The 26,772-nt window shown below is 65.8% G+C and carries 26 protein-coding genes; 13 read left to right on the top strand and 13 right to left on the bottom strand.

The genetic code is table 11. From position 1 onward, the window contains the following. Nucleotides 1-54 precede the first annotated feature (54 nt). Entirely contained in the window at nt 55-1,251 is a 1,197-nt protein-coding gene (locus MUU56_RS13530; protein WP_244767814.1) for a winged helix-turn-helix domain-containing protein, read from the top strand. Between the two features lie 10 nt (nt 1,252-1,261). Here MUU56_RS13530 and MUU56_RS13525 read toward each other — a convergent pair whose 3' ends face one another. The 5 genes from MUU56_RS13525 to MUU56_RS13505 form a co-directional block, all read right to left on the bottom strand. Next, nucleotides 1,262-2,080: a class I SAM-dependent methyltransferase gene (locus MUU56_RS13525; protein WP_244767813.1), complete on the bottom strand. Its 819-nt coding sequence runs from the start codon at nt 2,078-2,080 to the stop codon at nt 1,262-1,264. Between the two features lie 10 nt (nt 2,081-2,090). Then, entirely contained in the window at nt 2,091-2,987 is an 897-nt protein-coding gene (locus MUU56_RS13520; RefSeq protein WP_244767812.1) for a metal-dependent hydrolase, read from the bottom strand. 116 nt (nt 2,988-3,103) lie between these two features. Next, nucleotides 3,104-4,204: a 3,4-dihydroxy-2-butanone-4-phosphate synthase gene (ribB, locus tag MUU56_RS13515; protein WP_244767811.1), complete on the bottom strand. Its 1,101-nt coding sequence runs from the start codon at nt 4,202-4,204 to the stop codon at nt 3,104-3,106. 9 nt (nt 4,205-4,213) lie between these two features. Beyond that, nucleotides 4,214-5,311, bottom strand: coding sequence for a chorismate synthase (gene aroC / locus MUU56_RS13510; protein WP_244767810.1), 1,098 nt, complete (start codon nt 5,309-5,311; stop codon nt 4,214-4,216). A gap of 108 nt (nt 5,312-5,419) precedes the next feature. Continuing rightward, nucleotides 5,420-8,974, bottom strand: coding sequence for a bifunctional diguanylate cyclase/phosphodiesterase (locus tag MUU56_RS13505; protein ID WP_244767809.1), 3,555 nt, complete (start codon nt 8,972-8,974; stop codon nt 5,420-5,422). A gap of 287 nt (nt 8,975-9,261) precedes the next feature. On the opposite strand from MUU56_RS13505, the gene MUU56_RS13500 reads away from it, so the two are divergent. Continuing rightward, nucleotides 9,262-9,522, top strand: coding sequence for a DUF1344 domain-containing protein (locus tag MUU56_RS13500; protein WP_023511842.1), 261 nt, complete (start codon nt 9,262-9,264; stop codon nt 9,520-9,522). Between the two features lie 174 nt (nt 9,523-9,696). On the opposite strand, the gene MUU56_RS13495 is transcribed toward MUU56_RS13500, so the two are convergent. The 4 genes from MUU56_RS13495 to MUU56_RS13480 form a co-directional block, all read right to left on the bottom strand. Further along, nucleotides 9,697-10,278, bottom strand: a complete 582-nt coding sequence (locus MUU56_RS13495) for a histidine phosphatase family protein (protein ID WP_244767808.1) — start codon at nt 10,276-10,278, stop codon at nt 9,697-9,699. Between the two features lie 29 nt (nt 10,279-10,307). Beyond that, the gene (gene fabI / locus MUU56_RS13490; protein ID WP_244767807.1) at nt 10,308-11,126 is read right to left on the bottom strand and encodes an enoyl-ACP reductase FabI; all 819 of its coding nucleotides are present in this window, start codon (nt 11,124-11,126) and stop codon (nt 10,308-10,310) included. A 132-nt stretch (nt 11,127-11,258) separates the two neighbouring features. Then, nucleotides 11,259-12,320 carry a DnaJ domain-containing protein gene (locus MUU56_RS13485; RefSeq protein WP_244767806.1) on the bottom strand — a complete coding sequence of 354 codons (1,062 nt, stop codon included), beginning with the start codon at nt 12,318-12,320 and terminating at the stop codon, nt 11,259-11,261. 98 nt (nt 12,321-12,418) lie between these two features. Next, on the bottom strand, nt 12,419-12,865 hold the full coding sequence (locus tag MUU56_RS13480) for an RT0821/Lpp0805 family surface protein (RefSeq protein WP_398432127.1): 447 nt from the start codon (nt 12,863-12,865) through the stop codon (nt 12,419-12,421). Nucleotides 12,866-12,909: 44 nt separating this feature from the next. On the opposite strand from MUU56_RS13480, the gene pdxH reads away from it, so the two are divergent. Next, nucleotides 12,910-13,530, top strand: coding sequence for a pyridoxamine 5'-phosphate oxidase (pdxH, locus tag MUU56_RS13475; protein ID WP_244767804.1), 621 nt, complete (start codon nt 12,910-12,912; stop codon nt 13,528-13,530). A gap of 228 nt (nt 13,531-13,758) precedes the next feature. On the opposite strand, the gene MUU56_RS13470 is transcribed toward pdxH, so the two are convergent. Both MUU56_RS13470 and MUU56_RS32665 read right to left on the bottom strand, forming a co-directional pair. Further along, on the bottom strand, nt 13,759-14,814 hold the full coding sequence (locus MUU56_RS13470) for a polysaccharide deacetylase family protein (RefSeq protein ID WP_244767803.1): 1,056 nt from the start codon (nt 14,812-14,814) through the stop codon (nt 13,759-13,761). A gap of 34 nt (nt 14,815-14,848) precedes the next feature. Continuing rightward, complete coding sequence (locus MUU56_RS32665; RefSeq protein ID WP_263194278.1) at nt 14,849-14,977, bottom strand: hypothetical protein; 129 nt, start codon at nt 14,975-14,977, stop codon at nt 14,849-14,851. Between the two features lie 100 nt (nt 14,978-15,077). On the opposite strand from MUU56_RS32665, the gene MUU56_RS13465 reads away from it, so the two are divergent. Next, nucleotides 15,078-15,977, top strand: a complete 900-nt coding sequence (locus MUU56_RS13465) for a LysR substrate-binding domain-containing protein (protein ID WP_244767802.1) — start codon at nt 15,078-15,080, stop codon at nt 15,975-15,977. Nucleotides 15,978-16,317: 340 nt separating this feature from the next. On the opposite strand, the gene tldD is transcribed toward MUU56_RS13465, so the two are convergent. Together tldD and MUU56_RS13455 are read right to left on the bottom strand one after the other, a co-directional pair. Further along, nucleotides 16,318-17,733 carry a metalloprotease TldD gene (tldD, locus tag MUU56_RS13460; RefSeq protein ID WP_244767801.1) on the bottom strand — a complete coding sequence of 472 codons (1,416 nt, stop codon included), beginning with the start codon at nt 17,731-17,733 and terminating at the stop codon, nt 16,318-16,320. A 78-nt stretch (nt 17,734-17,811) separates the two neighbouring features. Next, a complete protein-coding gene (locus MUU56_RS13455; RefSeq protein WP_023512268.1) occupies nt 17,812-18,342 on the bottom strand; it encodes an invasion associated locus B family protein in 531 nt (176 codons plus the stop codon). A gap of 407 nt (nt 18,343-18,749) precedes the next feature. On the opposite strand from MUU56_RS13455, the gene coxB reads away from it, so the two are divergent. The 9 genes from coxB to ispH all read left to right on the top strand — a co-directional run bounded on the left by coxB (nt 18,750) and on the right by ispH (nt 26,769). Next, the gene (coxB, locus tag MUU56_RS13450) at nt 18,750-19,634 is read left to right on the top strand and encodes a cytochrome c oxidase subunit II (protein ID WP_244767800.1); all 885 of its coding nucleotides are present in this window, start codon (nt 18,750-18,752) and stop codon (nt 19,632-19,634) included. Nucleotides 19,635-19,653: 19 nt separating this feature from the next. Then, the gene (gene ctaD, locus MUU56_RS13445) at nt 19,654-21,321 is read left to right on the top strand and encodes a cytochrome c oxidase subunit I (protein ID WP_244767799.1); all 1,668 of its coding nucleotides are present in this window, start codon (nt 19,654-19,656) and stop codon (nt 21,319-21,321) included. Nucleotides 21,322-21,595: 274 nt separating this feature from the next. Continuing rightward, nucleotides 21,596-22,540, top strand: a complete 945-nt coding sequence (locus tag MUU56_RS13440) for a heme o synthase (protein ID WP_244767798.1) — start codon at nt 21,596-21,598, stop codon at nt 22,538-22,540. Further along, the gene (locus MUU56_RS13435; RefSeq protein WP_244767797.1) at nt 22,540-22,680 is read left to right on the top strand and encodes a hypothetical protein; all 141 of its coding nucleotides are present in this window, start codon (nt 22,540-22,542) and stop codon (nt 22,678-22,680) included. The genes MUU56_RS13440 and MUU56_RS13435 overlap by 1 nt, the downstream gene beginning before the upstream one ends. A 2-nt stretch (nt 22,681-22,682) precedes the next feature. Next, nucleotides 22,683-23,303 (top strand): cytochrome c oxidase assembly protein, encoded by a 621-nt coding sequence (locus MUU56_RS13430; protein WP_244767796.1) that lies wholly within the window; start codon nt 22,683-22,685, stop codon nt 23,301-23,303. 58 nt (nt 23,304-23,361) lie between these two features. Beyond that, on the top strand, nt 23,362-24,240 hold the full coding sequence (locus MUU56_RS13425) for a cytochrome c oxidase subunit 3 (RefSeq protein ID WP_244767795.1): 879 nt from the start codon (nt 23,362-23,364) through the stop codon (nt 24,238-24,240). Between the two features lie 305 nt (nt 24,241-24,545). Beyond that, entirely contained in the window at nt 24,546-24,929 is a 384-nt protein-coding gene (locus MUU56_RS13420; protein WP_244767794.1) for a DUF983 domain-containing protein, read from the top strand. 16 nt (nt 24,930-24,945) lie between these two features. Beyond that, nucleotides 24,946-25,674: an SURF1 family protein gene (locus MUU56_RS13415; protein ID WP_244768108.1), complete on the top strand. Its 729-nt coding sequence runs from the start codon at nt 24,946-24,948 to the stop codon at nt 25,672-25,674. Nucleotides 25,675-25,767: 93 nt separating this feature from the next. Beyond that, complete coding sequence (gene ispH / locus MUU56_RS13410; RefSeq protein ID WP_064329307.1) at nt 25,768-26,769, top strand: 4-hydroxy-3-methylbut-2-enyl diphosphate reductase; 1,002 nt, start codon at nt 25,768-25,770, stop codon at nt 26,767-26,769. The last annotated feature ends 3 nt before the right edge of the window (nt 26,770-26,772 follow it).

Below are 26,772 nucleotides of genomic sequence, written 5' to 3'. Positions count from 1 at the left end.
CATTCCTGTCGAAATCGGGTGGAACAAACCAAGAATATGTGCCTATCATCCACCATGACGATTCTCCTCTCCAACGCCGAGGCCCGGCGTATCTTTCTCGCCCGGCAGGGCCTGAGCGCGCCGCCCGGCCGCGTTCTCGGCAAGGCCGGCCTGCTGAACCTCATCCACGACATCGGCTTCGTGCAGGTGGACAGCATCGCCACCGTGGAGCGGGCGCATCACCAGATCCTGTTCTCGCGCAACCAGACCTACCGGCGCGAGCACCTGACGGCGCTGCTGGAGAAGGACGGCGAGCTCTTCGAGAACTGGACGCACGACGCCTCGGTCATCCCGAGCGCCTTCTTCCGCTACTGGAAGCATCGCTTCCGCCGCGAGGACGCCGCCATCATCGAGCGCTGGCGCAAGTGGCGCGGCGAGGGCTTCGAGGCGGCCTTCGACGAGACCTATGCGCGCATCGCTTCCGGCGGTGCCGTGCTGTCGCGTGATCTCAAGGCGGACGATCACAAGTCCGGCGGCTGGTGGAACTGGCATCCGAACAAGACGGCGCTGGAATATCTCTGGCGCACCGGCAAGGTGGCGATCGCCCGGCGCGAGAACTTCCAGAAGGTCTACGACCTCGTCGAGCGCGTGCTGCCGGCCCATCATCATGCGCCGGATGTCGAGCACGACGCCTTCGTCGACTGGGCCTGCCGCAGCGCGCTGGAGCGGCTGGGTTTTGCCACCCATGGCGAGATCGCCGCCTTCTGGGACCTCGTCTCGCCGGACGAGGCCAGGGCCTGGGTGGAGGTGCATCGCGAGGAGCTGCGCCCCGTCGCCATCGCGCCGGCGGATGGCGGCAAGCCGCGCGCCTCCCATGCCTTCGCCGATTTCCCGGCCTGCCTCGGCGACGTTCCCGATCCGCCCGCCCGCCTGCGCGTGCTCTCGCCCTTCGATCCGCTGATCCGCGACCGCAACCGCACCGAAAGGCTGTTCGGCTATTTCTACCGCATCGAGATCTTCGTGCCGGAGCCGAAGCGGCAATACGGCTACTATGTCTTCCCGCTGCTCGAAGGCGACCGCCTCGTCGGCCGCATCGACATGAAGGCCGACCGCAAGGGCGGCACGCTCGACGTCAAGCGGCTGTGGTGGGAACCGAAGGTGCGCGCCTCGGCCGGCCGGATGGAGAGGCTGGAGGCGGAACTGGCGCGCGTGGCGAAATTCGCGGGCGTCGAGGACGTCCGGTGGCTGGACGGGGCGAGGGCGGACGCGTGATGCCGGGCGGTCAGCCCACCTTCCGGTAGCGGCGGGCGACATAGGCCACCTGCCCGGTGGCGAGGCCCTTGTAGAGGATCGAGCCCCTGGAGCCGGAAAATTCGGACATGAAGCGCCGCATCAGGCGCAGCCGGCCGATACGCTCCCGCTTGCGCGCCTCGGCCGCATCGAGAGCCGCCACGACGCCCGCGGAAAGATCGCGTTCGCCCATCTTCTCCAGTCCCGGGGCGCCCAGCTGGTCGTCGAGTTCCGCAAGGCTGGCCCTGGCGCGCATGTCGGCGAAGGTGAACCAGCCGCCCGGCGCCAGCACGCGGGCCACTTCGCGGGCGAAGGCGGGCACGTCGGCGTAGCAATGGGACGATTCGATGTTCACGACGACATCGAAAGCGCCATCGGGAAAGGGCATGCGCTCGGCATCTCCCACCTCGAACGAAAGCGACGGCGTGCCGGCATTCAGGCTTTTCGCCCGGGCCACGGTCGCCTGGGAATAATCAAGGCCCACCACCGATGCCGGCGCGTGGTAGCGGGCGATGTAGCGTGATCCGCCGCCGCGGCCCGAGCCCACTTCGAGGACGCGCAGGCCGGCGACGGGCAGGTTTTCGACGGCCTGCTGGTAAAGCCCGATGAAGACCCTTTCGGGTTCGTCCTCGGGCTTCAGGGGAAACGGAACGCCCTCCGGCACGAAGCCGTAGTTCATGAAGCGCCAGTCCTCGTCGCGCCAGAAGCGGGAGAGCAGGTTGTAGAGGCGCCGCCAGACCCATTTCTGCGCCCGCGGAAACCGGCCTTGCTCAATCGACTTGAGAAGATTGGAAAAGAGACTGCTGCCCATTTCCGGTCCGTCAGGCCGTGGCGCCGGCGGCGGGCATTTCCCGCGCGATCCACTCACGGCCCTTCATCACAAGCGCGGCATCGTCGCTGTTGCGCGGATCGAAGCCCGGCAGATAGTAGCGCAGGAGCAGCGGGATGCAGCGGCGCCAGAAGCCGGGAGAGACGAACACGACCCACAGGAAGCGCATCCAGAAGCGGAAGCCGGGCTTCACGCCGTCTGTCTTGGCATAGAGATGCGTGTTGCGCAGGAAGATCAGGAGGAACGGGACGATGGTGGCGTTCATGGCGATGACGCGCAGCAGGTAGCGCTGCCAGCCGGACATGTTCGCCGTCGCCTTCTTCAGCACGTCGAGCGCGACGGCCTTGTGCTCGATTTCCTCCAGCGCATGCCACATCCAGAGCCGGCGATAGTGCGGTTCCGCGCCGTCGAACATCTCCGGATGCCGCAGCGTGACGGTGGACAGCGTCGCCGTCAGATGCTCGATGGCGCAGGTCACCGCCAGTCTCTGCAAGGGTTTCTTCGTCAGGCCGAGAGCCGAGGCGACCGGCCCTTCCATCGCCTTCACGTCGTAGCCGAGGGCGGCCATGGCGCGGTTGTAGTCCTCGTGCTCGCGGGTATGGTAGGCCTCCTGCACGGCATAGCCGTTGATTTCCTCCGCAAGCTCGCGGTCGTCCAGCTGCGTGGCATAATGCTTGAGCGAGCGGATGAAGAAGCGTTCGCCTTCCGGCAGGAAGATGGACAGGCCATCCGCCAGCGCCGTCTTGACGATGTCACCGGCGAACCAGTGCCGCGTCGGCTTGTCGACGATCCCGAAGCGAATGTCGCGCGGGATGATGTCGTCCGCGCCATGGTGATCGGCGGTCGCGCCTTCCTTGCCTTTCCAGCCGTAGCCAGCTCCGTCTGTCACGATCGTCACCATGCTGTTCGTCGCTTGCCGAGCGGCAGGACTTCGATAATGCCACAAGCCGGCGGACGCGCGCAACAGGGCAGGGCCGCGCCCGTTGGCGCGGCGCCCTCCTATTCCTAAAGGACGTCCGTCCCGGCGATTGCGATGCCGAACCCTTCAAGGCCGACATAATGGCGCTCGCGCGAGGCCATGAGACGGATCGAGCTGATGCCGAGATCCTTCAGGATCTGCGCGCCGAGGCCGATTTCCAGCCATTCGCTCTCGCGCGCCTGCGCCTCGTCGTGGCCCTCGCGGTCGTGTTTGCCCTTTCGGGCGGTGGAGGACTGCCCGACGCCGACGGAGCCCTCGCGCAGGTAGACGATCACGCCGCGGCCCTGCTCCGCGATCCGCTTCATGATGCCGTCGATCTGGCGGTTCGCGCCGAAAACGTCGCCGCCGACATTCTCGAGATGCAGGCGCACCGGAATGTCCACGCCGTCGCGGATGTCGCCGAAGACGACGGCGAGGTGCTGCATCGGATCCCAGGGCAGGGTGTAGGTCAGGGCCTTCGCCTTGCCGTAGGGCGTGTCGATGTCGAAGCTGTCGACCTGCTCGATCAGCGTCTCCTTGCGCTGGCGGTAGGCGATGAGATCGGCGACGGAGACCTGCTTGAGGCCATGCTGCTCGGCAAAGCTCGCGACTTGCGGCCCGCGCATGACGGTGCCGTCGTCGTTGACGAGTTCGCTGATCACGCCGATCGGCGGCAGGCTTGCGAGCCTGCAGAGGTCGACGGCGGCTTCCGTATGGCCGGAGCGCATCAAGACGCCGCCCTCGCGCGCGACGAGCGGGAAGATGTGGCCGGGGCGCACGAAATCCGTCGGGCCGACATTCGGGTTGGCGAGGTTGCGCACGGTCAGCGTGCGGTCGTCGGCAGAAATGCCGGTCGTCGTGCCGTGCTTGAAGTCGACGGAGACGGTGAAGGCGGTGGTGTGGGCCGAATCGTTCTCCGCCACCATGGCGTTGAGGTTGAGGCGCTTGGCTTCCTCGCGCGGCATGGGCGTGCAGACGATGCCGGAGGTGTGGCGCACGATGAAGGCCATCTTCTCCGGCGTGCAGTGCACGGCGGCGACGATGAGGTCGCCCTCGTTCTCGCGGCCGTCGTCATCCATGACGACGACGATCTCGCCGGCCTCGAAGGCACGGATGGCATCGACGACGCGCTTCTGGTCGTAGCTCATGGCGGTTTCCTATTTCAGGCGGCCGGTCTGGCCGCGGTCGCGGAGATAGTGGTCGGCGATGGCGCAGGCAACCATCGCCTCGCCGATCGGCACGGCGCGGATGCCGACGCAGGGATCGTGCCGGCCCTTGGTGCGCACGTCGACATTGTTGCCGTCGGCGTCGATCGAGCGGCGCTCGGTGAGGATGGAGGACGTGGGCTTGATGGCGAAGCGCGCGATCACCGGCTGGCCGGTGGAAATGCCGCCGAGGATGCCGCCGGCATGGTTGCTGAGGAAGATCGGGTTGCCGTCATTGCCCATGCGCATCTCGTCGGCGTTCGCCTCGCCGGTCAGTTCCGCGCTCGCAAAACCCTCGCCGATCTCCACGCCCTTGACGGCGTTGATCGACATCAGCAGCGAGGCGATGTCCTGGTCGAGCTTGCCGTAGATCGGCGCGCCGAGGCCGGCTGGCACACCCTCGGCGACCACTTCGACGACCGCGCCGATGGACGAGCCCGCCTTGCGGATGCCGTCCAGGTATTCTTCCCAGACCGGAACGATGGCGGGGTCCGGCGCGAAGAACGGGTTGTCGTTCACCGCGTTCCAGTCCCAGTTGTCGCGGTTGATCCTGTGCTTGCCGATCTGCACCAGCGCGGCACGCACGGTAAGGCCCGGCACGACCTTGCGGGCAAGCCCGCCGGCGGCGACGCGCGCCGCCGTCTCGCGGGCGGAAGAGCGGCCGCCGCCGCGATAATCGCGGATGCCGTACTTGACGTCATAGGTATAGTCGGCATGGCCGGGGCGGTAGCGCCGGGCGATCTCGCCATAGTCCTTGGAGCGCTGGTCGGTGTTCTCGATCAGCATGGAGACGGGCGTGCCGGTGGTGATCATCGTCTCGCCGTCGTCGTCCATCATCACGCCGGAGAGCACCTTGACGAGGTCATCCTCGCGGCGCTGCGTCACGAAGCGCGACTGGCCGGGCTTGCGCTTGTCGAGCCAAGCCTGGAGTTCGGCGAGCGTGAAGCGGATGCCGGGCGGGCAGCCGTCCACCACGCAGCCGAGCGCCGGCCCATGGCTTTCGCCCCAGGTGGTGACGCGGAAGAGATGACCGAAGGTATTGTGCGACATGAGCGGAACCGGACCCCACAAGAAAGTGCGCCCTCTCTTAGGGGAAAAGGTGGGGTCGGGACAAGGGTTTCGCGTGGGTGAAGCGGTTTTGGCGCTATCCCAGAAGCTCTAGGACGCCAGTTTCCAACGCATCTCGCTGCCGAAGGCGAGGAAGGCGTCGCGGGAGAGCGGCTTGGCGAAGGCATAGCCCTGCAGCAGGTCGCAGCCGAGCAGGCCGAGCATTTCGGCATGGGCCATCGTCTCCACGCCTTCCGCCACGATCTCGATGCCGAGCGAGCGGCCGATCTCGATGATCGAGCGAACCAGCGCCTGCTCGTTGCGCGAGGTGAGGATGGGGGCGACGAGCTGGCGGTCGATCTTCAGCCGTTTCGGCTTCAGCTTGAGCAGGCTGACGATGGAGGTGTGGCCGGTGCCGAAATCGTCGATCTCGATGTCGATGCCGAGCGCCTTGATGCGTTCGAGATTGGCAAGCACCACGTCGTCGCTCTCGTCGAGGAAGATCGATTCGACCAGCTCGAAGGCGATCTGGCCGGGCTGGATGGACAGGCCCGTCAGGCTGTCGATCAGGCTCTCGTCCCTGAGGCGCCGCGCCGAGACATTGACCGAGATCTTCGGCATGATGAGGCCCTGGGCGGCCCAGCGGGCGCAGTCCAGCAGCGCCTTTTCCAGGACGATGCGGTCGAGCGTCGCCATGACGTTGAGGTCCTCGGCGATCTTCAGGAACCGGTCGGGCGTGAGCAGCCCGTCGCGCGGGTGGTTCCAGCGGATGAGCGCCTCGGCGCCGGCGAGCTTCAGCGTGCCCGCGTCGATCTGCGGCTGGTAGTAGGGCACGAACTCGTTGTTCTCGATGCCGGCCAGGATGTCGTCGGCGATGCGCTTGTTCGAGATGATCTCGGCCTGCAGCGCCTCGGTGAAGAATTCGTGCCGGTTCCGCCCGAGCGCCTTGGCGCGGTAGAGCGCGATATCGGCGTTGACGAGCAGCTTGGCGGTGTCGATCGACCGGCCCTCGGTCAGCGCGATGCCGATGCTGACGCCGAAGCGGCAGAGATGACCCTCATATTCGACAGGCTGCTGCATCAGGCTGATGATGCGGCGCGACAGCGCGCTGAGATAGGTCTGGTCCGTCGTGTTCGTCACCACGACGACGAATTCGTCGCCGCCGATGCGCGCCACGAGGTCGCCGGCATGCACGCAGGCCCGCAGCACCTGCGAGGCATGCACGAGCAGCGCATCTCCGGCGGCGTGGCCGAGCGTGTCGTTGATCTGCTTGAAGCGGTCGAGGTCGATATGCAGGATGCCGACGCGGGCGTCCTTCGTCTCGCTGCGCGCGGCGATGCCGGTCAGCTCGTCGTCGAGCTTGCGGCGGTTGCCGAGGCCGGTCAGCGGGTCGTGCAGCGCATTGTGCTCGATGCGGACCTTCGCCTGTTCCAGTTCGATATTCTTGGCGTCCGCCTGCTCCTTGGCCGCCTTCAGGTTCTCCTTCAGGATCACGTCTTCCGTGACGTCGAAGGCAAGGCCGATGAGCTTGCGGCTGCCGTCCTGGCCGAGATGGACCTTGCCGACGGAGCGGACGTGGCGGACCTCGCCGTCCGGCAGCACGACGCGGGCCTCATGAACGTAGGGCAGGTGGTGCTCGATGCAGTGGTTGACGGTCTCGACCGTCGCGGCGCGGTCGTCCGGATGCATCGCCTCGAGCCAGGCCTCGTGCGTCACGATGCCGTCGGTGAAGGCGAGGCCGTAGAGCTGGTGCATGCGCTCGTCCCAGTAGGTCCGGCCGAGGTCGAGGTCGGCCTCCCACAGGCCGCACTGGTAGGAATCGAGCGCGAGGTCGAGGCGGCGGCTGGTCCGTTCGAGCTCGGCATTCTGCCGGTCGGACTGTTCCTTGGCCTCGCGCAGGCGGGCGGTCATCTGCATGTCGTTGGTGACGTCGAAGGCGAGGCCGACGAGCTTGCGCCGGCCATCCTGCCCGACATGCAGCTTGCCCACCGACTGGACGTGGCGCACGGAGCCGTCAGGATGCACGACGCGCGAGGTGCGCAGATAGGGCACGTTCTCCTTGATGGTCTGCGTGGCCTTGCTCTCGGCCTCCGCACGGTCCTCGGGGTGGATGGCGTTGATCCAGGTCTCGTGCGTGATGCGCTCGCCGGTGTTCGTGACGCCGTAGAGCTGGTGCATGCGGTCGTCCCACAGCGTCAGGCCGTCCTCCAGGTCGGCTTCCCACAGGCCGCATTCGTAGGAATCGAGCGCGAGGTCGAGGCGCTGCGTCAGCTTGGCAAGCTCGGCGTTCTGCACCTCGGCATGGTCCTTGGCGCTCTTCAGCGCCTGGTTGAGCAGCACGTCCTCGGTGACGTCCCAGCTGATGCCGGTCAGTTTCTCCTCGCCGTTCGGGCCGACGAGGCGTGAGCCGACATTGCGGATGTAGTGCCAGCTGCCGTCCGGCATGAGGATGCGGTACTGCGACTTGTAGTCGTTGCCGCCGGCACGGATCATATCCATCTCGGCCCTGGTGGTGGCGACGTCCTCCGGGTGAAGGACGGAACGCCATGCGTGGTCGTTCGGCGTCTCGTTCTCCGGAAAGCCGTGCAGGCGATGCATCTGCGCGTCCCAGTTGCGCGCGCCGGTCGAGAGCTCGACTTCCCAGATGCCGATCTTGGAGGCGTCGAGCGCGATGTCGAGGCGCTGGGAGAGCGATTGCACCTGGCGTTCGCGCGCCCGCAGGCGGGCGATGTTGCGCTGGCGCTCGCTGACGAGGCCGCCGGTCAGGAAGATCGGCACGATGATGACGAGGGCGGCGGCGACGATGATCAGCCGGACCTGCGTGAGGTTTTCCGGCGGATGGTGCCAGCCCTTGGCCGGAATGGCCGCCAGTTCCCAGCGGCCGCCCGGAAAGTCGAGGGCCTGCACGACGGGATCCTTCTCGAAGATCTCCGCATCGCCGAAGAACGGATCGACGATATTGTCCGGCACGCTGACATCGCGGATGGCGAGCTGGATGTCGGTCTCATGCCGTTGCGCGCCGTGCAGGGCGGCCTGGTCGGGATCGAACAGGCCGGCATCGCTGAAGAGCTTGCGCTCGTCGATCAGGCCGTCGATGTAGCCCCAGAAATAGTGCCGCGCGCCCGCATTGGTGAAGACCGGGATGAAGAGGTTGAAGCCGCGACCGCCCTTGGCGAACTGCACCGGCCCGAACATCAGCGGTCGCCCGCGCGAACGGTCCGCCTGGGCGGCCTGGCGGAAGGAGGGGAAGCGGTTGAAGTCGGTGCCGAGATAGTGCTGGTTGCCGTCGAGCGGGAAGGCCTGCCGGACGATGCCGTCCGGCGCGACGCCGACGCGCCGGAAATGGGCGTTCTGCAGCATCAGCTTGCGGGCGAAGACATTGAACTGCAGCGTCGCCTGCTCGGGGGCCACGGCGAACATGTTGGCGACGCTGCGCAGCGCCGCCACGTTGCTGCTCACCTGGCTCTGCAGCCGGGCGCCGACCAGCGCGAGATCGCCGGCGACATGGTTCTGCAGCTCGTTGTGATAGATGCGCTCGTTCTGCCGCTCGTAGATGACGCCCGCCGTCAGGATGACGCAGCCGGCGATGGCCGCCGGAACGAGCGATGGCTTCGCCCATTCTGCTATGGACGCCAGAGCGTGGCGAAGGGCGGCTGGAAGGTGCAAGACGGCGGTCCCCGATGATCGCAAAACGGTAAGTGAGGCATTGTTAAAATTGCATTTATAAGCAGCTGAAATACTTGCACTTCCCATCCGATACGGCGGCTCCGTCCACAGGAGCGTTGCCGACTTGTCCGTCAATTCGGGGGACGAGCCGGCGGTGCGCCTTGATTCGCCTGACCTTTCCGGCCATCCATTTCGTGACGCGCGCGGGGGCGGGCGAATTTCGCCATATTTGGGGGGCATCTGACATGGCCAGCAAAAAGACTGATTCATTCCCAGAGGTTCGCAAGATGCGCTTTCTGATCGCCGCGCTGATGGCCACGGCCGTTTTTCTCTCGCCGCTCGCCGCTTCGGCCGAAAGCGCCGACGTGGAGGCGGTGATCACGAATGTCGACACGACGAATCTCAGCCTCTCGCTGGACGACGGCAAGAAGTACCAGGCGCCGGAGGAGTTCAACTTCGAAGGCCTGGAGCCGGGCGTGAAGGTGCTGGTCTTCTACACCGAAGTCGACGGCAAGCGCGTCATCAACGATCTGGAGATCATCCAGTAGAGGGTCGTCCCTCATCCCCCTGCCGGGACCTTCCCCCGCGGGCGGGGAGAAGGGGAATGCCGTGCCGCTCCTTCCTCCGGAAATGGGCTGAATGCAGGAAAACGGCGAGCCCATCGCTGCTCGCCCCGCTTGCGGGGAGAGGATGCCGGCAGGCAGGTAAGGAGCCTTCGCTCCTCAGAGCCAGTGCATTCCCGTCGCGTCGATGCGCAGCACGCGGTCCTGGTGGATCGGCGTGTTGGCCGCCTCCTCCTCGTCCATGCCGTTGAGGCGGAAGGCCGCGCGGAAAACGCCGCCATGGCTGACGCAGACGGTCGGCTTGCGCACGTCGGCAAGCCATGAGGCGACGCGCCAGGAGAGGATCTCGTAGCTTTCCGCCGCTTCGCCCGGCGGAATGAAGTTCCATTTCGCGCGGCTGCGCTCCTCGACCCGCCCCGGCGCTTCGGCCATCAGTTCGGGCAGCGTATGGCCCTCCCAGTCGCCGAAGGAGACTTCGACGAGGCGGGCATCGGTGCGGTAGGCCAGCGGATCGAGCCCCATGGCGCCGCGCAGGATCTCCATGGTCTCGCGTGTGCGCCCGAGCGGGCTTGCGACGAAATCGAAATCGCCGGCTTTCTTGCCGAGAATGCCCTTGAGGGCGGCGCCGTTGCCGGCCGCCTGGCGGCGGCCGGTCTCGTTCAGCGGGATGTCCTTCTGGCCTTGCAGCCTGCCCTCTGCATTCCACGCGGTCTGGCCGTGGCGGATCATGTAGATGAGCAAGGCGGGAAACCTCGGGAGAAAGGCCTGTATCAGTCCTTGACGACGGAGATGTCCGGCGCATCGACGGCCTTCATGCCGACGACATGGTAGCCGCTGTCCGCATGATGGGTCTCGCCGGTCACCGAGCGCGAAAGATCGGAGAGCATGTAGAGGCCGACATCGCCCACTTCCTCGATGGTGACGGTCCGGCGCAGCGGCGCGTTGTACTCGTTCCACTTGAGGATGTAGCGGAAGTCGCCGATGCCGGAGGCCGCGAGCGTCTTGATCGGGCCGGCCGAGATGGCGTTGACGCGGATGTTCTTCGGGCCGAGGTCGACGGCGAGATACTTTACGCTCGCCTCCAGCGCGGCCTTGGCGACGCCCATGACATTGTAGTTCGGCATGACCTTTTCCGCGCCGTAATAGGTCAGCGTCAGCATCGAGCCGCCGTCGGTCATCAGCTTTTCCGCGCGGCGGGCGACGGAGGTGAAGGAATAGACCGAGATCTGCATGGTCTTGGCGAAGTTCGCCGGCGTCGTGTCGACATAGCGGCCGGTCAGTTCGTCCTTGTCGGAAAAGCCGATGGCGTGCACGAGGAAGTCGATCTTGCCCCAGGTCTTCTCGATGTTCTCGAAGACGGCGTCGATCGACGCCTCGTCGGAGACGTCGCAATCGCCGGCCAGCACCGCGCCGATTTCGGCGGCCAGCGGCTCGACGCGCTTCTTCAGCGCATCGCCCTGGTAGGTGAGGGCGATCTCGCCACCCTGTGCGTGGATAGCCTTGGCGATGCCCCAGGCGATGGAACGGTTGTTGGCGACGCCCATGATGACGCCGCGCTTGCCCTTCATCAGACCAGATGCCTGAACCATGGTTTGCCCCCTGATACGTAAGTCAGGTTTGCCTATGGCATAGGCGGCAATGGCGTTCAAGCGCGCGGGGGTTCAGGAACTGTTAGCACACGTAACAATGGGTGCATGTTTTATGAAAGCGTCACGAAGCGCTTAAAGATAGAGCCCTTCGCGCAGGCTGCGCATCAGGTCGATCATCTTGTCGTCCGGCTTTTCCCACAGGAGGAGGCGGATTTCGGCGACGAGATCGCCCCGCTCGCCGTTCTCCATGACGAGGCCTTCGCCGGGAATGCGGATCTGCTGGTCGGAGCCCGACCAGGCCGGAACCGTCACGGGGAGGGTCCCGAGCGGGCCCTCGACGGTCGTCTCGCAGCCGAGCACGGCATTCTCGATCGTCACCGGCAGGTCGACCTTGAGGTCGAAACCGTCGACCCGGAAGCGGCCGGGAATAACGCGCAGGGTAAGGACGGCATCGCCGCGCCTAAGGCCCTCGATACGGTGTCCGGCCTCCTTGAGGCGGATCACCTGGCCGTCGGTCGACCCGGCGCCGACCGGCACGCGCAGCGTCTGGCCGTCCGGTGTCTCGACGGTCGGGCGCACCTTGTTGAGGATGTCCTCGACGCTGACGGCGACGTCTGCGACGAAGTCGGGCGCCGTTTCCACCTTGGCGCGGCTGCCGCGGATGCGGCGGATGATGGCGGAGATGAGGTTGGACGCCGGGGCGACGCCGCGGCCTGGTGCCGCCTTCTCCGCGTCCGGCTCGTCGGTCGCCTTGCGGGCGTCCTGGGCGGGGCCTGCGGTCGCCTGTGCCTGTGCCTGCGGGCGAGGCTGCGCCTGGGATTGGGCCTGTGCCTTGGTCTCCGCCGGCTGGCCGCGCGAATCGACGCCGAAGATGCGGGCGATCATGTCCTCCGCATCCTCGTTCGACATGCGCGGCGGCGCCTCGCTCTTCGTCTTGCGCTCGGCCTGCTGGCGGCGCATCTGCTCCATGCGGCGCAGTTCGGCCTCGCGCTGCTGGCGGTCATAGCGGCTGCGCTTGTCGGGATCGCGCAGGATGTCGTAGGCGCGGCCGGCCTCGGTGAAGCGCACGGTGGCGTTGGGATCGTCGTGATTCTGGTCGGGATGCACGGCCTTCGCCAGCGAGCGCCAGGCAGCCTTGATTTCCTCCTGCCCGGCGTTCCGCTTCACACCGAGCACCGAATAGGGGTCACGCATAACTTCCACCCGTTGCCGTTTTGCCCGCCATGATAGCGATGAACGTCCTAATCACTCGTTACGGGTCAGAGTTGAGAAATCGCAAAGATCGCGCGCCCTCAACCCTGCAGGTCGAAGGCGAGCAGCAGCCATTCGCCGGAACTGGCAAGGCAGGTCCGGCCGGAATAGTTGGCGATGCCCTGGTAGGAATGGCGCGTCGTCACGAAATCGCGGCAGGGCCGCCCGGCATTGTCGCGGTTTTCCGCAATGCTGCTGATGACGCCGGCGCTGCCCGAGGCGGAGTTCGCCCAGGGAATGGGGCTGCCGCCGATGCGCGCAAGATCGGCGGAGGAGACGGCATTGCGCACGGTGATCTCGTCGGTCAGCCGCTCCGTGCCGGCGGGCACGGAACTGGTGCGCACGGCATCCACCTTGCCGCCGTCGAAGAGGTCGAGACCGCCCATGCAGCCCGAGAGAGAGGCGCCGCACAGGGTCACGACAACAACCGCAAGGCAATGTGCCCCGTATGGCTTTGTCTGCGCTCGCGACTTTGCTATGACGTCCACTCCAACCTGCCTCATGCAGCCAATAGATCGGCATTGAATCGAATATGAGCGAAAATGCGTTAACAAGCGGTGACTTCACCGAGGAAAACGAACCCTATTCCCTCTTCGGCGCATGGCTGGAGGAGGCGGGGAAGACCGAGCCGAACGACCCGAACGCGGTGGCGCTCGCCACCGTCGACGAGGCGGGCCTGCCGAATGTGCGCATGGTCCTGCTCAAGGGGTTCGATGCGCGCGGTTTCGTCTTCTACACGAATTTCGAGAGCCGGAAGGGCGTGGAGATCCTTGGCGCGCGCAAGGCCGCCATGTGCTTCCACTGGAAGTCCCTGCGCCGCCAGGTGCGCATCCGCGGCGAGGTGGAGATCGTCACCGATGCCGAGGCCGACGAATATTATGCCTCGCGCCCGCGCGGCAGCCGCATCGGCGCCTGGGCGTCGAAGCAGTCGCGCCCGCTGGAAGGCCGCTTCGCGCTGGAAAAGGCCGTCGCCGAATACACGGCCCGCTACGCCATCGGCGAGATCCCCCGCCCGCCGCACTGGTCCGGCTTCCGCATCAGGCCCGTCTCGATCGAATTCTGGCACGACCGCCCCTTCCGCCTGCACGACCGCGTGGAATTCCGCCGCACGGAGGACGGCGCGGGCTGGACGAAGGTCAGGATGTATCCGTGAAAATTCGGGACCGCCGTGTTCTATGGCGGCATACCCCCCTCTGGCCTGCCGGCCATCTCCCCCTCAAGGGGGGAGATTGGATGGGGCGGCATTTTGCCCTCTTTTTAGCGTTGCAATTTGAGCGAGGTTTTCGCCTCTAGCCGATCTCCCCCCTTGAGGGGGAGATGGCCGGCAGGCCAGAGGGGGGCGCAGCATGGAACGGTTTCCTGAACGTGCGGAGGCCATAGCTCAGCGCCGCATCAGCCGGAAGGGAATGCCCGAGGCCAGCGCGCCGACATATTTCGGCTTCTGGTAGTGCCCGTTCAGCGAGATACGGGGCAGGGTCGTCGGCGCGTCGAAGGAGCGGGCCGAAAGCGTGCCCGGATCCGTGGTGACGGCGACGCGGAAGCCGAGGTCCCTTGCAAGCTTGTGCTCGCGCGGCGAGACGGCGGCGCGGTCGCCATAGGGATAGGCGAGCGTGTCCGGCCGGTGGCCGACGATGTCGGCGATGCGCGCGGCCGACTGGTCCATCTCGTGGCGCGCCTCCTCGTCGCCGAGGCGCGCGAGGGCGCGGTGGCTCACCGTATGGGCGCCGATCGAGGCAAGGGGGTTGACGACGAGGCTCTTCAGCTCCGGTTCGCGCATGACGAGCCGTTCGGTGATCATCAGCGGATCGATGCCATGGGCCCTTGCCGCCGCATCGAGGCGCTCGATCGCTGCCGCCTCCTCCATCTCTGCCTGGATGAAGCGGGCGAGCCGGGCATAGGCGGCCTGTTTCTGGAAGGGCGTGGCAAGCGGCATGGCGATCGCGCCGGAGCCGAAATCGAATTCCAGATGGGGCGCGGTGCGCAGAAGTTCCGTCAGCGTCTCCCACCAGATGCCGTGGGTCTTGCAGGTGAAGCCCGGTGAGACGAAGACGGTGAACGGCACCTTGTGCCGCGTGAAGACCGGCTGGGCATGGACCGCATTGTTGCGGTAGCCGTCATCCAGCGTGAAGGCGGCGAAGCGCTCGCCGGCGCGCGCGATGGCGAGCCGCGCCGGCATGTCGGCCAGCGCCACGAACTGGTAGCCTTCTTCCGTGAGGTATTCGATCGCCGCATCGAGAAATTCCGGCGTGACCTCCAGATGCGCATTCGGATCGAAGGCCTGCGGCGTCTTCGGCCGCACATGGTGCAGCGTGAAGATCGCGCCCATGCCGCGGGCGGACGCCATCAGCCCGACGCGTTCGGCCAGGTGCGCGAACTCCAGCCCGCCGGTGATCACGGCGCGCCTCAGTCCCTGTCGCATGACACTGCGGATCGGCATGTCGTCTTCGTTGTCCCTTCGTCTCTCGCGGCCGTTATCGCACCCGGTCGGTATCCGAGTGGTTAACAACGGCTTTCCTGTGGCGCGGCGGCGCCGGCCGCCCGGTCTGGAAGGTGAGGATGCGGATGACATCCATGAAGATGCGGGTGATGGGGTCGAACATCGTCGTTCTCCGTGCTTTCGGTCTGCACGGAGTGTCCGCCCGCTTGCCCCTGCGGCTCAAACGAGTTTATCGTCGATTTCGGATGACTTGAGGTTATGCGATGAAACGCGGACGTCTGCCGCTCACGGCGCTCAGGAGTTTCGAGGCGGCGGGCCGGCTCGGCAGCTTCACGCTGGCGGCCGAGGAACTGCTCGTCTCGCAGGCCGCGGTGAGCCGGCAGGTCAAGGAGCTGGAGGCCGAGCTCGGCAAGCCGCTCTTCGAGCGCCGCCATCGCAGCGTGCGCCTCACCTCCGCCGGCGAGGCGCTGCTCGACGTCCTGTCGCGCGCCTTCGACGCAATGGATGCGAGCCTGTCGGAGATCCGCGGCCGGCGCGGCGGCGGGCTGCTGGAGATCAGCTCCGAGCCTTCCTTCGCGGCAAGCTGGCTCGTGCCGCATCTCGACGATTTCCATGCTGACCATCCCGAGATCGACGTTGTGGTCGAATCGGACATGCGGCTCATCGAGTTCCGCACGCACGAGGCGGAAATCGCCATCCGGCACGGCATGGATGCCAGGGCCTGGCCGCGCGTTGCGGCCGAGCATCTGGCGGACGTGGAGCTGGTGCCCGTGATCATGCCCTGCCTGATGGCGGAGGGGCCGCCGCTGCGCGTGCCGGCCGATATCCTCGCCTATACGCTGCTGCACGAGGAGAACCGCAGCGCCTGGCAACGCTGGTTCGCCGCCGCCGGCCTGCCGGATGTGCCGCCCGGGCGGGCGCAGATCTTCACCGAAGGCAATCTCGTGCTGCAGGCGGCGCTGCGCGGCCACGGCATCGCGCTGGTCGACCGCGCCTTCGCGGCCGAGGACATCGCCGAAGGGCGTCTCGTGCAGCTCTTCGACATCTCGATCCGCTACGGCGCCTACTGGCTCGTCGCCCGCGATTTCAAGCGCCTCTCCCCGGAGGCCCGCGCCTTCCGGCAATGGCTGTTGCAGCGCTTTGCCGTCTCTGGCGGTCCTTGAGGCCGAGGTCCGGCTGCCCCTCATCCCGCTGCCGCGACCTTCTTTCCGTCTGTGGGAAGGCAATCGCATCAAGCAGGGCGGCATGTTGCGCCCCCCCTCTGGCCTGCCGGCCATCTCCCCCTCAAAGGGGGGAGATTGGCAAGAGGCAAAAACCTTGCTTGATCAGCAACGTTAGAGCGAGGCGAAACGCTGCTCCATCTAATCTCCCCCCTTTGAGGGGGAGATGGCCGGCAGGCCAGAGGGGGGGACGCCTCGTCAGATATGATTGCCCTCCCGCTTGCGGGGAGAAGCTGCCGGCAGGCGGATGAGGGGTTGCGGAACGGTAGGGGAGCTTGCGGGATCAGGCCTTGGTGCCGCCCACCGTCACCTGGTCCATGCGCAGATGCGGCTGGCCGACGCCGACCGGGACCCACTGGCCGGCCTTGCCGCAATTGCCGATGCCGGTATCGAGCTTCGTGTCGTTGCCGACCATCGAGACGCGACGCATGGCGTCCGGCCCGTTGCCGATCAGCATGGCGCCCTTGACCGGCGCCGTCACCTTGCCGTTCTCGATGAGATAGGCTTCCGTGCAGCCGAAGACGAATTTTCCGGAGGTGATGTCCACCTGCCCGCCGCCGAAGGAGACGGCATAGAGGCCGTTCTTCACGGAGGCGATGATCTCCTCCGGTGTCCTGTCGCCGGAAAGCATGTAGGTGTTGGTCATGCGCGGCATGGGCCGGTGGGCGTAACCCTGCCGGCGGCCGTTGCCGGTCGCCTTCATGCCCATCAGGCGGGCATTCTGCCTATCCTGCATGTAGCCGACGAGCTTGCCGTCCTCGATCAGCACGTTATAGGCCGACGGCGTGCCCTCGTCGTCGACGGTGATCGAGCCGCGGCGGTTGTCGATCGTGCCGTCGTCGACGACGGTGACGCCCCGGGCGGCGACCTGCTCGCCCATCAGCCCGGCGAAGGCCGAGGTCTTCTTGCGGTTGAAATCCCCTTCCAGCCCGTGGCCGACGGCCTCGTGCAGCATGACGCCCGGCCAACCGGAGGAGAGCACCACGTCCATCGTGCCCGCCGGCGCCTCGACGGCCTCGAGGTTGACCAGCGCCTGGCGCAGCGCCTCGTCCGCGCCGAAACGCCAGCTCTCCTCGGTGAGGAACGCGTCGAAGGTGGTGCGCCCGCCGATGCCGTAGCTGCCGGTCTCCTGCCGGTCGCCTTGCCCGGCGACGACGGAGATGTTGACGCGGGTCATCGGGCGGATGTCGGTGACGCGGTGCCCGTCGGCGCGCAGGATGTTGACGACCTGCCAGCTCGCGGCGATCGAGGCCGTCACCTGCCGCACCTTCGGGTCCTTGGCGCGCAGGTAGGCGTCGATCTCGGTGAGGAGGGCGACCTTCTGCTCGAAGCTCGGCGCGCCGATCGGGTTGTCGGGCGTATAGAGCTGGCGATTGGTGCCCTGCGGCGCGGCGGCATAGTCGCCGGAATAGCCGCGCGTGACGGCGCCCGCCGCATCGGCCGCGCGCTTCAGCGCCGCAAGCGTCATCTCGCCGGAATGCGCATAGCCCACCGCCTCGCCGGCGACGGCCCGAAGGCCGAAGCCCTGGTCGGTGTTGAAGCTGCCGCCCTTGAGGCGGCCATTGTCGAAGGAGAGGGATTCGGCCTGGGCATGCTCGAGGAAGAGCTCGCCATCGTCGGCACTATCGAGCGCCTCCTTCAGCACCGCCTGCACGGACGCCTCGTCGGCGTCGAAGAGGGAGAGGAGGTCGGTGTTCATGGGAGGCTCCGCAAGCAATGGACTTGGGGCTCATGTAAGTCCCCGGTGGGCGGGCGGCAAGCCCGCCCGGAAGCGGGCTTACGGCAGCGCGTCGTAGCCTTCGCCGAAACCCTTGAGGTCGACGGGGATGCCGATGCCTTCCTCGGGCGACTGGAAGACGATGAAGGTCGCCGTCGCGCCGGAGCGGAAGGTCTTCAGCAGCTCGTCCTCCAGCACGACCTCGGCATAGCAGCCGTCCGAGAAGCAGCGCACGAAATAGGCGCGGCCGATATCCTTGCCGTCGACATTGAGGCCGAGGCCGTTCGGCAGGAGCACGCCGAGCGGCGCCAGCACGCGCAGGATCTTCGCCTTGCGGTCGGCGGTCTTCAGCACGACGACGGAGAGGCCGAGCTCGGGCCGGTCCTCGGCCAGCACGTTCTGCATCAGCGCGCACTGTTCGCCGGAGGCGCCGGCCGGCTGGTCGCAGACGATCGACCAGGCGCCATGGTTCGATTTCACCGTGCCGGGCTGCTGGGCTGCCGAAAGGGAGGGAAGCGCGAGAGCGCCGAATCCGAGCGCGGCAAGGCCAAGTGCCGTGCGGGACAGCCGGGAAAGGGGAGCAAAACCCATGAAAACCTCGGAATCTCGAATCAGTCGGGCCTATCTTTGAAGGGGCGGCGGCGAAATGAAAAGCCCCGGGCGCTCATTTCCAATTGATTGAAGGCGGAAATTGGACGGCCCGCCCACTCATTATAATAGGGGCCTTGCGCGGGGCGGGCGAGGCGCCGCAGGCAGGCGGACGAGGCCGGGCGAGGGGGCGTGCGGCGGGATCGGCGCAGCCAAACCTTTCATGCTATAGAGGATTGTGAAGAAACTGTGGGGAGCGGGGCCATGCTTTTGCTTTTGCGCAAAAATGCCGCACGGGGTGTCCCCCATGGCTGTTGCGGCGAGCATGAAACTGTGGTTTTAAGCACTCAGTATAGCAGGGATTCTGCGCGTCTGTTTGATCCCGATCAAACGCCTTGGGGAGATACGTTGTGAAAAACAAAGCTTTTGCAGTTCTGGCCGCGATCGGCTGTCTGCTCTTTGCTTCCACCGCTTTCGCTGATCAGCCGTTCGACTGGCAGAAGGGCCTCCAGCCCGCTGCGACCTCGATCATGGAAGAGATCCGCTGGTTCGAGCAGTACACACTGTGGTTCATCGTCCCGATCACCCTGTTCGTTCTCGCGCTGCTTGTCGTCGTCGTCGTGAAGTTCCGCGAAGGCGCCAATCCGGTCCCGTCCAAGACCAGCCACAACACGGCGATCGAAGTCGTCTGGACGCTCGGCCCGGTCATCGTTCTCCTCTTCCTCGCCGTTCCCTCCTTCCAGCTCCTCACCAAGCAGCTCGCCCCCACGGAAGAGCCGGAACTGACGATCAAGGCCACCGGCTACCAGTGGTACTGGGGTTATGAATACCAGATCGGCGAAAGCCCGCTCTCCTTCGACAGCATCCTGCTCCAGGAAGGCGATCGCGCCGCCGCCGGCAAGGAAGACAAGGGCGTCTATCCGCGCCTTCTCGCCGTCGACAACGAGGTCGTCGTTCCCGTCGGCAAGCATGTCCGTCTCCTCGTCACCGCTGCCGACGTGATCCACGCCTTCGCGATGCCCTCCTTCGGCGTGAAGATCGACGCCGTGCCGGGCCGCCTCAACGAAACCTGGTTCAAGGCCGACCGTGAAGGCCTGTTCTACGGCCAGTGTTCCGAGCTGTGCGGCAAGGACCATGCGTACATGCCGATCGCCATCCGCGTCGTCTCGCAGGAGAAGTACGATACGTGGCTTGCCGCCGCCGCGACGAATCTCGGCGATGCAAACAAAGCCCTGATGGCGTCGGTCGACGGTGCGGCGAAGTCCGTCAACGTCGCCGCCAACGCCGCGCAGTAATTCCAAGGGAGTCGAGACCATGGCCGGAACATCCGCTGCCCACGGCGATCACCACGATCACCACGAACACAAGCCGCTCACCTTCTTCCAGCGTTGGTTCCTGTCGACCAACCACAAGGACATCGGCACCCTCTACCTGATCTTCGCGATCTGTGCGGGCATCATCGGCGGTACGCTGTCGGTGGTGATGCGCATGGAACTGCAGGAGCCGGGCATCCAGATCTTCCACGGTCTCGCCCAGATGGTCTACGGCTTCGAGGGCGATGCCGCCATCGACGGCGGCAAGCACATGTTCAACGTCTTCACGACGGCGCATGCGCTCATCATGATCTTCTTCATGGTCATGCCCGCGCTCATCGGCGGCTTTGCCAACTGGATGGTGCCGATCATGATCGGCGCGCCGGACATGGCCTTCCCGCGCATGAACAACATCTCCTTCTGGCTGATCATCCCGGCCTTCCTGCTGGTTCTCCTTTCGATGTTCGTCGAAGGCCCGGCGGGCGCCTACGGCGCGGGCGGCGGCTGGACGATCTATCCGCCGTTCTCGACCTCCGGCCAGCCGGGTCCTGCCATGGACTTCGTGATCCTCGGCCTGCACATCGCCGGCGCATCCTCGATCCTCGGCGCGATCAACTTCATCACCACGATCCTCAACATGCGCGCCCCGGGCATGACGCTGCACAAGATGCCGCTCTTCGCCTGGTCGGTGCTGATCACCGCCTTCCTGCTGCTGCTCTCGCTGCCGGTCCTGGCGGGCGGCATCACTATGCTTCTGACCGACCGCAACTTCGGCACGGCCTTCTTCGCGCCGGAAAACGGCGGTGACCCGATCCTCTTCCAGCACCTGTTCTGGTTCTTCGGTCACCCGGAAGTGTACATCCTGATCCTGCCCGGCTTCGGCATCGTCAGCCACATCGTGTCGACCTTCTCGCGCAAGCCGATCTTCGGCTACCTCGGCATGGCCTATGCCATGGTCGCCATCGGCGCCGTCGGCTTCATCGTGTGGGCACACCACATGTACACGGTCGGCATGTCGCTCGACACGCAGCGCTACTTCGTCTTCGCCACGATGGTCATCGCGGTTCCGACGGGCGTGAAGATCTTCTCGTGGATCGCGACGATGTGGGGCGGTTCGATCCGCTTCACCACGCCGATGGTCTGGGCGATCGGCTTCATCTTCCTGTTCACCGTCGGCGGCGTCACGGGCGTCCAGCTCGCCAATGCCGGCCTCGACCGCGCCCTGCACGACACCTACTACGTGGTTGCCCACTTCCACTACGTCCTGTCGCTCGGCGCCGTCTTTGCCATCTTCGCGGCCTGGTACTACTGGTTCCCGAAGATGACCGGCTACATGTATTCGGAATTCCTCGGCAAGCTGCACTTCTGGGTCATGTTCGTCGGCGTGAACCTGATCTTCTTCCCGCAGCACTTCCTCGGCCTTGCCGGCATGCCGCGCCGCTACATCGACTACCCGGATGCCTTCGCTGGCTGGAACGCGGTGTCGTCCTACGGCTCGTACATCTCGGCCTTCGCCGTCGTGATCTTCCTCTTCGGCGTCTTCGAAGCCTTCGCCAAGAAGCGCGTCGCCGGAGACAACCCGTGGGGCGAGGGTGCCAACACGCTGGAATGGCAGCTCTCCTCGCCGCCGCCGTTCCACCAGTGGGAACAGCTCCCGAAGATCAAGTAGGATCTTTTGAGATTGGGGCCGCCGGAAACGGCGGCTCCCTGACTTGCAGAACACGTGAATGCAGAACGCGTGAATGTTGGCGGAGACGACGGTTCGTTGGGCAGCGGCCCACGCCCCACCCTCCGTCATCCTCGGGCTTGACCCGAGGATCCACTCCCTACGGCACGCCGGAGGGGGGTGGCGTGGATCCTCGGGTCAAGCCCGAGGATGACGGAAGAGAGGGAGGAGGCATGAGGTTTGCTCTCTCTGACAACGGAACGATACGGTAAAGAACATGGCGGTCATCGAGCATCACGAAACGGTTCCGGGCGGCGGCGAGGTCTACCTCTCCGAAGCGTCGCCGCGTGATTTCTTCGAGCTCCTGAAGCCGCGCGTCATGTCGCTTGTCGTCTTCACGGCCTTTGCCGGCCTCATCGTCGCGCCGGGCGAGATCAATCCCCTCATCGGCGCCATCGCGATCCTCTGTATCGCCGTGGGCGCCGGAGCCTCCGGTGCCCTCAACATGTGGTACGACGCGGACATCGATGCGGTCATGACCCGCACCGCCAAGCGTCCCATCCCCTCCGGCCGCATCCGCCCGGAAGAAGCGCTCGCCTTCGGCCTGACGCTCTCCGCCTTCTCGGTCGCGATCCTCGGCCTTGCGGTCAACTGGCTCTCGGCGGGCCTGCTCGCCTTCACCATCTTCTTCTACGCCGTCATCTACACGATGTGGCTGAAGCGCTCGACGCCGCAGAACATCGTCATCGGCGGCGCGGCCGGCGCCTTCCCGCCGATGATCGGCTGGGCTTGCGTTACCGGTGGCGTCTCCGTCGAGAGCGTCGTTCTCTTCCTCATCACCTTCCTGTGGACCCCGGCGCATTTCTGGGCGCTCGCCCTCTTCAAGATGCGCGACTACGACGCCGTCGGCGTGCCGATGCTGCCGAATGTCGCCGGCGAGTGGACGACGAAGGTACAGATCCTTGTCTACGCCGTCCTGACCGCCGTCATCGCCGTCGTGCCGACCGTGCTCGGTTTCGCCAGCTTCGGCTATGGTCTCTTTGCCGCAGCCCTCGGTCTCGGCTTCGTGTGGTATTCTGTCGGCGTGTTGCGCATGCCGGAAGGCGACCGCGCGATGGTGCCGGCCAAAAAGCTCTTCGCCTTCTCCATCGTCTATCTGTTCGCGGTCTTCTCCGGCCTGATGGTCGACCACCTGGTCGCGTCGCTTGGATGGGTGCTGTAATGGAAACGGTCAATCTCACGGAAAGCCAGAAGAAGTCGCGCCGCGGCCGGAACATCGCGCTCGGTGCGGTGCTCCTGGGGCTCGTCGTGCTGTTCTACGTCATAACCCTCGTCAAGTTCTCCGGCGGAATGGCGGGCTGACGATGAGCGAGCTGCAGAAGACCGAGAAAAGCGGGCCTGAGAAAAGCGGATTGGGCAACGGCACGATCGTCGCCATCTGCTGTTCCTTCGTCATCGGCATGGTCGGCATGGCCTATGCGGCCGTGCCGCTCTACGAGATGTTCTGCAAGGTGACGGGCTATGGCGGCACGACGCAGCGCGTCGAGCAGGCCTCCGACGTCATCCTCGACAGGACGATCAAGGTGCGCTTCGACGCCAATGTCGGCCCGGGCCTCGCCTGGAGCTTCGAGCCGGTGCAGCGCGAGGTCGAGCTGAAGATCGGCGAGACCGTGCAGGTCCTGTACAAGGCACGTAACAACGCCTCGACGCCGACGACCGGCCAGGCGACGTTCAACGTCACGCCCCAGGCCGCCGGCGCCTATTTCAACAAGGTCCAGTGCTTCTGCTTCACCGAGACGACGCTGAAGCCGGGCGAGGAACTCGAAATGCCCGTCGTCTTCTTCGTCGACCCGGCGATCGTCGAGCCGGTCGAGACGAAGGGCATCCACACGCTCACGCTGTCCTATACCTTCTATCCGCATGAGGCGTCGAAGCCGGTGGCTTCGGCTGCGGAGGCGAAGGTGGACGACGCGAACAAGCTTTGAATACCATGCGTTTCCGGCTATGCCGGGAACGGAACGCGATACATTGGGGATAAGTCAGATGGCCGATGCGCATCAGAAGAAACACGACTACCACATCATCGACCCCAGCCCGTGGCCGTTGCTTGCCTCCATCGGCGCCTTCATCCTGGCGTTTGGCGGTATCGGCTACATGCGCTACCTTTCGGGCGGTGCCTTCAGCCTGTTCGGCATCAACTTCGCCAATCCGTGGATCTTCTACATCGGCCTCCTGATCACGCTCTACACCATGTATGCCTGGTGGGCGGATACGGTGAAGGAAGCCCATGAGGGCCACCACACGCGCGTCGTCTCGCTGCACCTGCGCTACGGCATGATCATGTTCATCGCCTCCGAGGTGATGTTCTTCGTCGCCTGGTTCTGGGCCTTCTTCGACGCCAGCCTCTTCCCGGGCGAGGCCATCCAGGCCGCCCGCGTCGAGCATACCGGCGGCGTCTGGCCGCCGAAGGGCATCGAGGTGCTCGATCCCTGGCACCTGCCGCTCTACAACACGGTCATCCTGCTGCTTTCGGGCACCTGCGTGACCTGGGCGCACCACGCGCTGCTGCACAACGACCGCAAGGGCCTCGTCAACGGCCTCGCGCTGACGGTGGCGCTCGGCGTGCTGTTCTCCTTCGTCCAGGGTTACGAATACGCCCACGCGCCGTTCGCCTTCAAGGAATCCATCTACGGCGCGACCTTCTTCATGGCGACCGGCTTCCACGGCTTCCACGTCCTGGTCGGCACGATCTTCCTGATCGTCTGCCTCATCCGCGCCATGCGCGGCGATTTCACCCCGAAGCAGCACTTCGGCTTCGAGGCGGCCGCCTGGTACTGGCACTTCGTCGACGTCGTCTGGCTCTTCCTGTTCTTCTCCATCTACATCTGGGGTGGCTGGGGCGCGCCGATCGCGCATATGTAGGCGAGCCTCGCTCGATTTGTCGAAACGGCCGCAGCGATGCGGCCGTTTTCCGTTTCGGGGCCGTTTGTCGCGGCCTTTCGATTGGACGGGGCAAGGGCAGGGCGGTATAGGGATGTATGCGCCGGCTTGGCCCCTCATCCCCTGCCTGGACTTTCTCCCCGCAAGCGGGGCGAAGGGGCAGAAGGCGCATCCATCGCTCCTCGCCCCGCTTGCGGGGAGAGGATGCCGGCAGGCAGGTGAGGGCCTTGCCGCCCGAAGCATGAGCCCGCGGTCGCCCGCCCGGGCGTGAACACACGGACAAGACCATGGACGAGGACAAGGCACTCTATCCCCCCGTCGACCCCTTCAGCGCCGGCGTGCGCGGCTGCTGCCCGCGCTGCGGCCAGGGCAAGCTGTTCGACGGCCTGCTCAAGGTGAAGCCGGCCTGCGCGAACTGCGGGCTCGACTATTCCTTCGCCGATTCGGGCGATGGCCCGGTCGTCTTCGTGCTGCTTATCGTCGGCTTCATCGTCGTCGGCGCGGCGCTGTGGATGGAGGTGAACGTCAACCCGCCGCTCTGGGTGCATTTCCTCTTGTGGATCCCGCTCGTCATCGTCCTCGGCCTCGGGCTGACGCGCATCCTCAAGGGCCTGCTGATCGCCCTGCAATACCGCAACAATGCGCGGCCGGGCGAGATCGACCGTGGCTGAGGTCCCCGCCGGTGCCATGCCGCGCAAGGGCAAGGGCAAGGCGATCCTCACGGGAACCGCCTTCGTCATCGCCCTCGCCATCCTCCTGTCGCTCGGCACCTGGCAGGTCCAGCGCCTCTACTGGAAGGAACAGCTTCTCGCAGACATGGCCGCGCGCCGCATCGCCGCGCCGGCGGCGCTCGCCGATATCGAGGCGATGGCGACGCGGGGCGAGGATATCGAATACCGTCCCGTCACGGTTTCCGGCACCTTCGCCAACAACAGGGAGCGGCACTTCTTCGCCACCTGGCACGGCCAGACCGGCTATCACGTCTATACGCCGCTCCAGCTCGCCGACGGCCGCTTCCTCTTCGTCAACCGCGGTTTCGTGCCCTTCGAGGCGAAGGAGCCGGAAATGCGCAAGCAGGGCCAACTCACCGGCGGGCAGACCGTGGTGGGCCTTGCCCGCGCCCGCCTTGCCGAAAAGCCGTCCTCCATCGTGCCCGACAACGACCTGCAGAAGAACATCTTCTATTGGAAGGACCTCGACGCGATGGCGTCGAGCACCGGCATTCCGGCCGACAGGCTCGTGCCCTTCTTCGTCGATGCGGGCGATGCGCCGAACCCCAAGGGCCTGCCGATCGGCGCCGTCACCCAGTTCGACCTGCCGAACAACCACCTGCAATATGCCGTCACCTGGTATGGCCTCGCGGCCGCGCTGGTCGGCGTCGGCCTCTTCGCCGTGCTGCGGCGCAAGGCGGCCTGAAAGCGCGCGACCAAGCTGTTTTTTCTTGGCGCGGCGCCGCTTGCCGGCCTATATGGGGCGCAAGGCCCGACCATTGCCGGATACAAGAGAAGCATGATTGATACCCGACCGGACTTGACCATCAGGCTGTGTGGCCCGCGCGGCTTCTGCGCCGGCGTCGACCGCGCCATCCAGATCGTCGTCCTGGCGCTGAAGGCCTATGGCGCGCCGGTCTATGTGCGCCACGAGATCGTGCACAACCGCTATGTCGTGGAGGGCCTGGAGGCCAAGGGGGCGATCTTCGTCGAGGAGCTCGACGAGATCCCGGAAGAGCACCGCCAGCAGCCCGTCGTCTTTTCCGCGCACGGCGTGCCGAAATCGGTGCCGGCGGATGCCGAGGCGCGTAACCTCTTCTATCTCGACGCGACCTGCCCGCTGGTTTCCAAGGTGCACAAGCAGGCGATGCGCCACCAGCGCCTCGGCCGCCATGTCGTGCTGATCGGCCATGCCGGGCACCCCGAGGTGATCGGCACGATGGGCCAGCTGCCGGAGGGCTCCGTCTCGCTGGTCGAGACCGTCGAGGACGCCGACAGATACGTGCCGCCGGATCCGGACAATCTTGGCTTCGTCACTCAGACGACACTGTCGGTGGACGATACGGCCGGCGTCATCAAGCGCCTGCACGAGCGTTTCCCGAACCTCACGGCCCCGGCCGCCGATTCGATCTGCTACGCCACCACCAACCGGCAGGAGGCGGTCAAGCAGGCCGCGCCCGGCTGCGACCTCTTCCTCATCGTCGGCGCGCCGAACTCGTCCAATTCCAAGCGCCTCGTCGAAGTGGCGCTGAGGGCCGGGGCGACGAAATCCGTGCTCGTCCAGCGCGCCGCCGAGATCGACTGGGAGACCATCGGCGACATTCGCACCGTCGGCCTCTCGGCCGGCGCATCGGCGCCGGAGGTCATCGTCAACGAGATCATCGAGGCTTTTCGCGCGCGCTACAATGCTGTCGTGGAGCTTGCCGATACCGTCGAGGAGAACGAGCACTTCCTCGTCAACCGCGAGCTTCGCGCCATCGAACTCACCCCCGCCGACATGGCCTTTGTCAATGGGGAGTAGCCG

It is taken from the genome of Shinella yambaruensis (assembly GCF_022899355.1).
GTDB classification, from domain to species: Bacteria; Pseudomonadota; Alphaproteobacteria; order Rhizobiales; family Rhizobiaceae; genus Shinella; species Shinella yambaruensis.
The sequence above is the reverse complement of the archived record's forward strand: the minus strand, read 5'-3'. Positions and strand labels throughout refer to the sequence as shown.

What these genes read in the sequence shown, in the direction of transcription:
- MUU56_RS13530 (WP_244767814.1), top strand. Translation starts at nt 55, where the DNA reads ATGACGATTCTCCTCTCCAACGCCGAGGCCCGGCGTATCTTTCTCGCC.
- MUU56_RS13525 (WP_244767813.1), bottom strand. Translation starts at nt 2,080, where the DNA reads ATGGGCAGCAGTCTCTTTTCCAATCTTCTCAAGTCGATTGAGCAAGGC.
- ribB (WP_244767811.1), bottom strand. Translation starts at nt 4,204, where the DNA reads ATGAGCTACGACCAGAAGCGCGTCGTCGATGCCATCCGTGCCTTCGAG.
- aroC (WP_244767810.1), bottom strand. Translation starts at nt 5,311, where the DNA reads ATGTCGCACAATACCTTCGGTCATCTCTTCCGCGTCACCACCTGGGGC.
- MUU56_RS13500 (WP_023511842.1), top strand. Translation starts at nt 9,262, where the DNA reads ATGCGCTTTCTGATCGCCGCGCTGATGGCCACGGCCGTTTTTCTCTCG.
- fabI (WP_244767807.1), bottom strand. Translation starts at nt 11,126, where the DNA reads ATGGTTCAGGCATCTGGTCTGATGAAGGGCAAGCGCGGCGTCATCATG.
- MUU56_RS13485 (WP_244767806.1), bottom strand. Translation starts at nt 12,320, where the DNA reads ATGCGTGACCCCTATTCGGTGCTCGGTGTGAAGCGGAACGCCGGGCAG.
- pdxH (WP_244767804.1), top strand. Translation starts at nt 12,910, where the DNA reads ATGAGCGAAAATGCGTTAACAAGCGGTGACTTCACCGAGGAAAACGAA.
- MUU56_RS13470 (WP_244767803.1), bottom strand. Translation starts at nt 14,814, where the DNA reads ATGCCGATCCGCAGTGTCATGCGACAGGGACTGAGGCGCGCCGTGATC.
- MUU56_RS32665 (WP_263194278.1), bottom strand. Translation starts at nt 14,977, where the DNA reads ATGTTCGACCCCATCACCCGCATCTTCATGGATGTCATCCGCATCCTC.
- MUU56_RS13465 (WP_244767802.1), top strand. Translation starts at nt 15,078, where the DNA reads ATGAAACGCGGACGTCTGCCGCTCACGGCGCTCAGGAGTTTCGAGGCG.
- tldD (WP_244767801.1), bottom strand. Translation starts at nt 17,733, where the DNA reads ATGAACACCGACCTCCTCTCCCTCTTCGACGCCGACGAGGCGTCCGTG.
- MUU56_RS13455 (WP_023512268.1), bottom strand. Translation starts at nt 18,342, where the DNA reads ATGGGTTTTGCTCCCCTTTCCCGGCTGTCCCGCACGGCACTTGGCCTT.
- ctaD (WP_244767799.1), top strand. Translation starts at nt 19,654, where the DNA reads ATGGCCGGAACATCCGCTGCCCACGGCGATCACCACGATCACCACGAA.
- MUU56_RS13440 (WP_244767798.1), top strand. Translation starts at nt 21,596, where the DNA reads ATGGCGGTCATCGAGCATCACGAAACGGTTCCGGGCGGCGGCGAGGTC.
- MUU56_RS13435 (WP_244767797.1), top strand. Translation starts at nt 22,540, where the DNA reads ATGGAAACGGTCAATCTCACGGAAAGCCAGAAGAAGTCGCGCCGCGGC.
- MUU56_RS13430 (WP_244767796.1), top strand. Translation starts at nt 22,683, where the DNA reads ATGAGCGAGCTGCAGAAGACCGAGAAAAGCGGGCCTGAGAAAAGCGGA.
- MUU56_RS13425 (WP_244767795.1), top strand. Translation starts at nt 23,362, where the DNA reads ATGGCCGATGCGCATCAGAAGAAACACGACTACCACATCATCGACCCC.
- MUU56_RS13420 (WP_244767794.1), top strand. Translation starts at nt 24,546, where the DNA reads ATGGACGAGGACAAGGCACTCTATCCCCCCGTCGACCCCTTCAGCGCC.
- MUU56_RS13415 (WP_244768108.1), top strand. Translation starts at nt 24,946, where the DNA reads ATGCCGCGCAAGGGCAAGGGCAAGGCGATCCTCACGGGAACCGCCTTC.
- ispH (WP_064329307.1), top strand. Translation starts at nt 25,768, where the DNA reads ATGATTGATACCCGACCGGACTTGACCATCAGGCTGTGTGGCCCGCGC.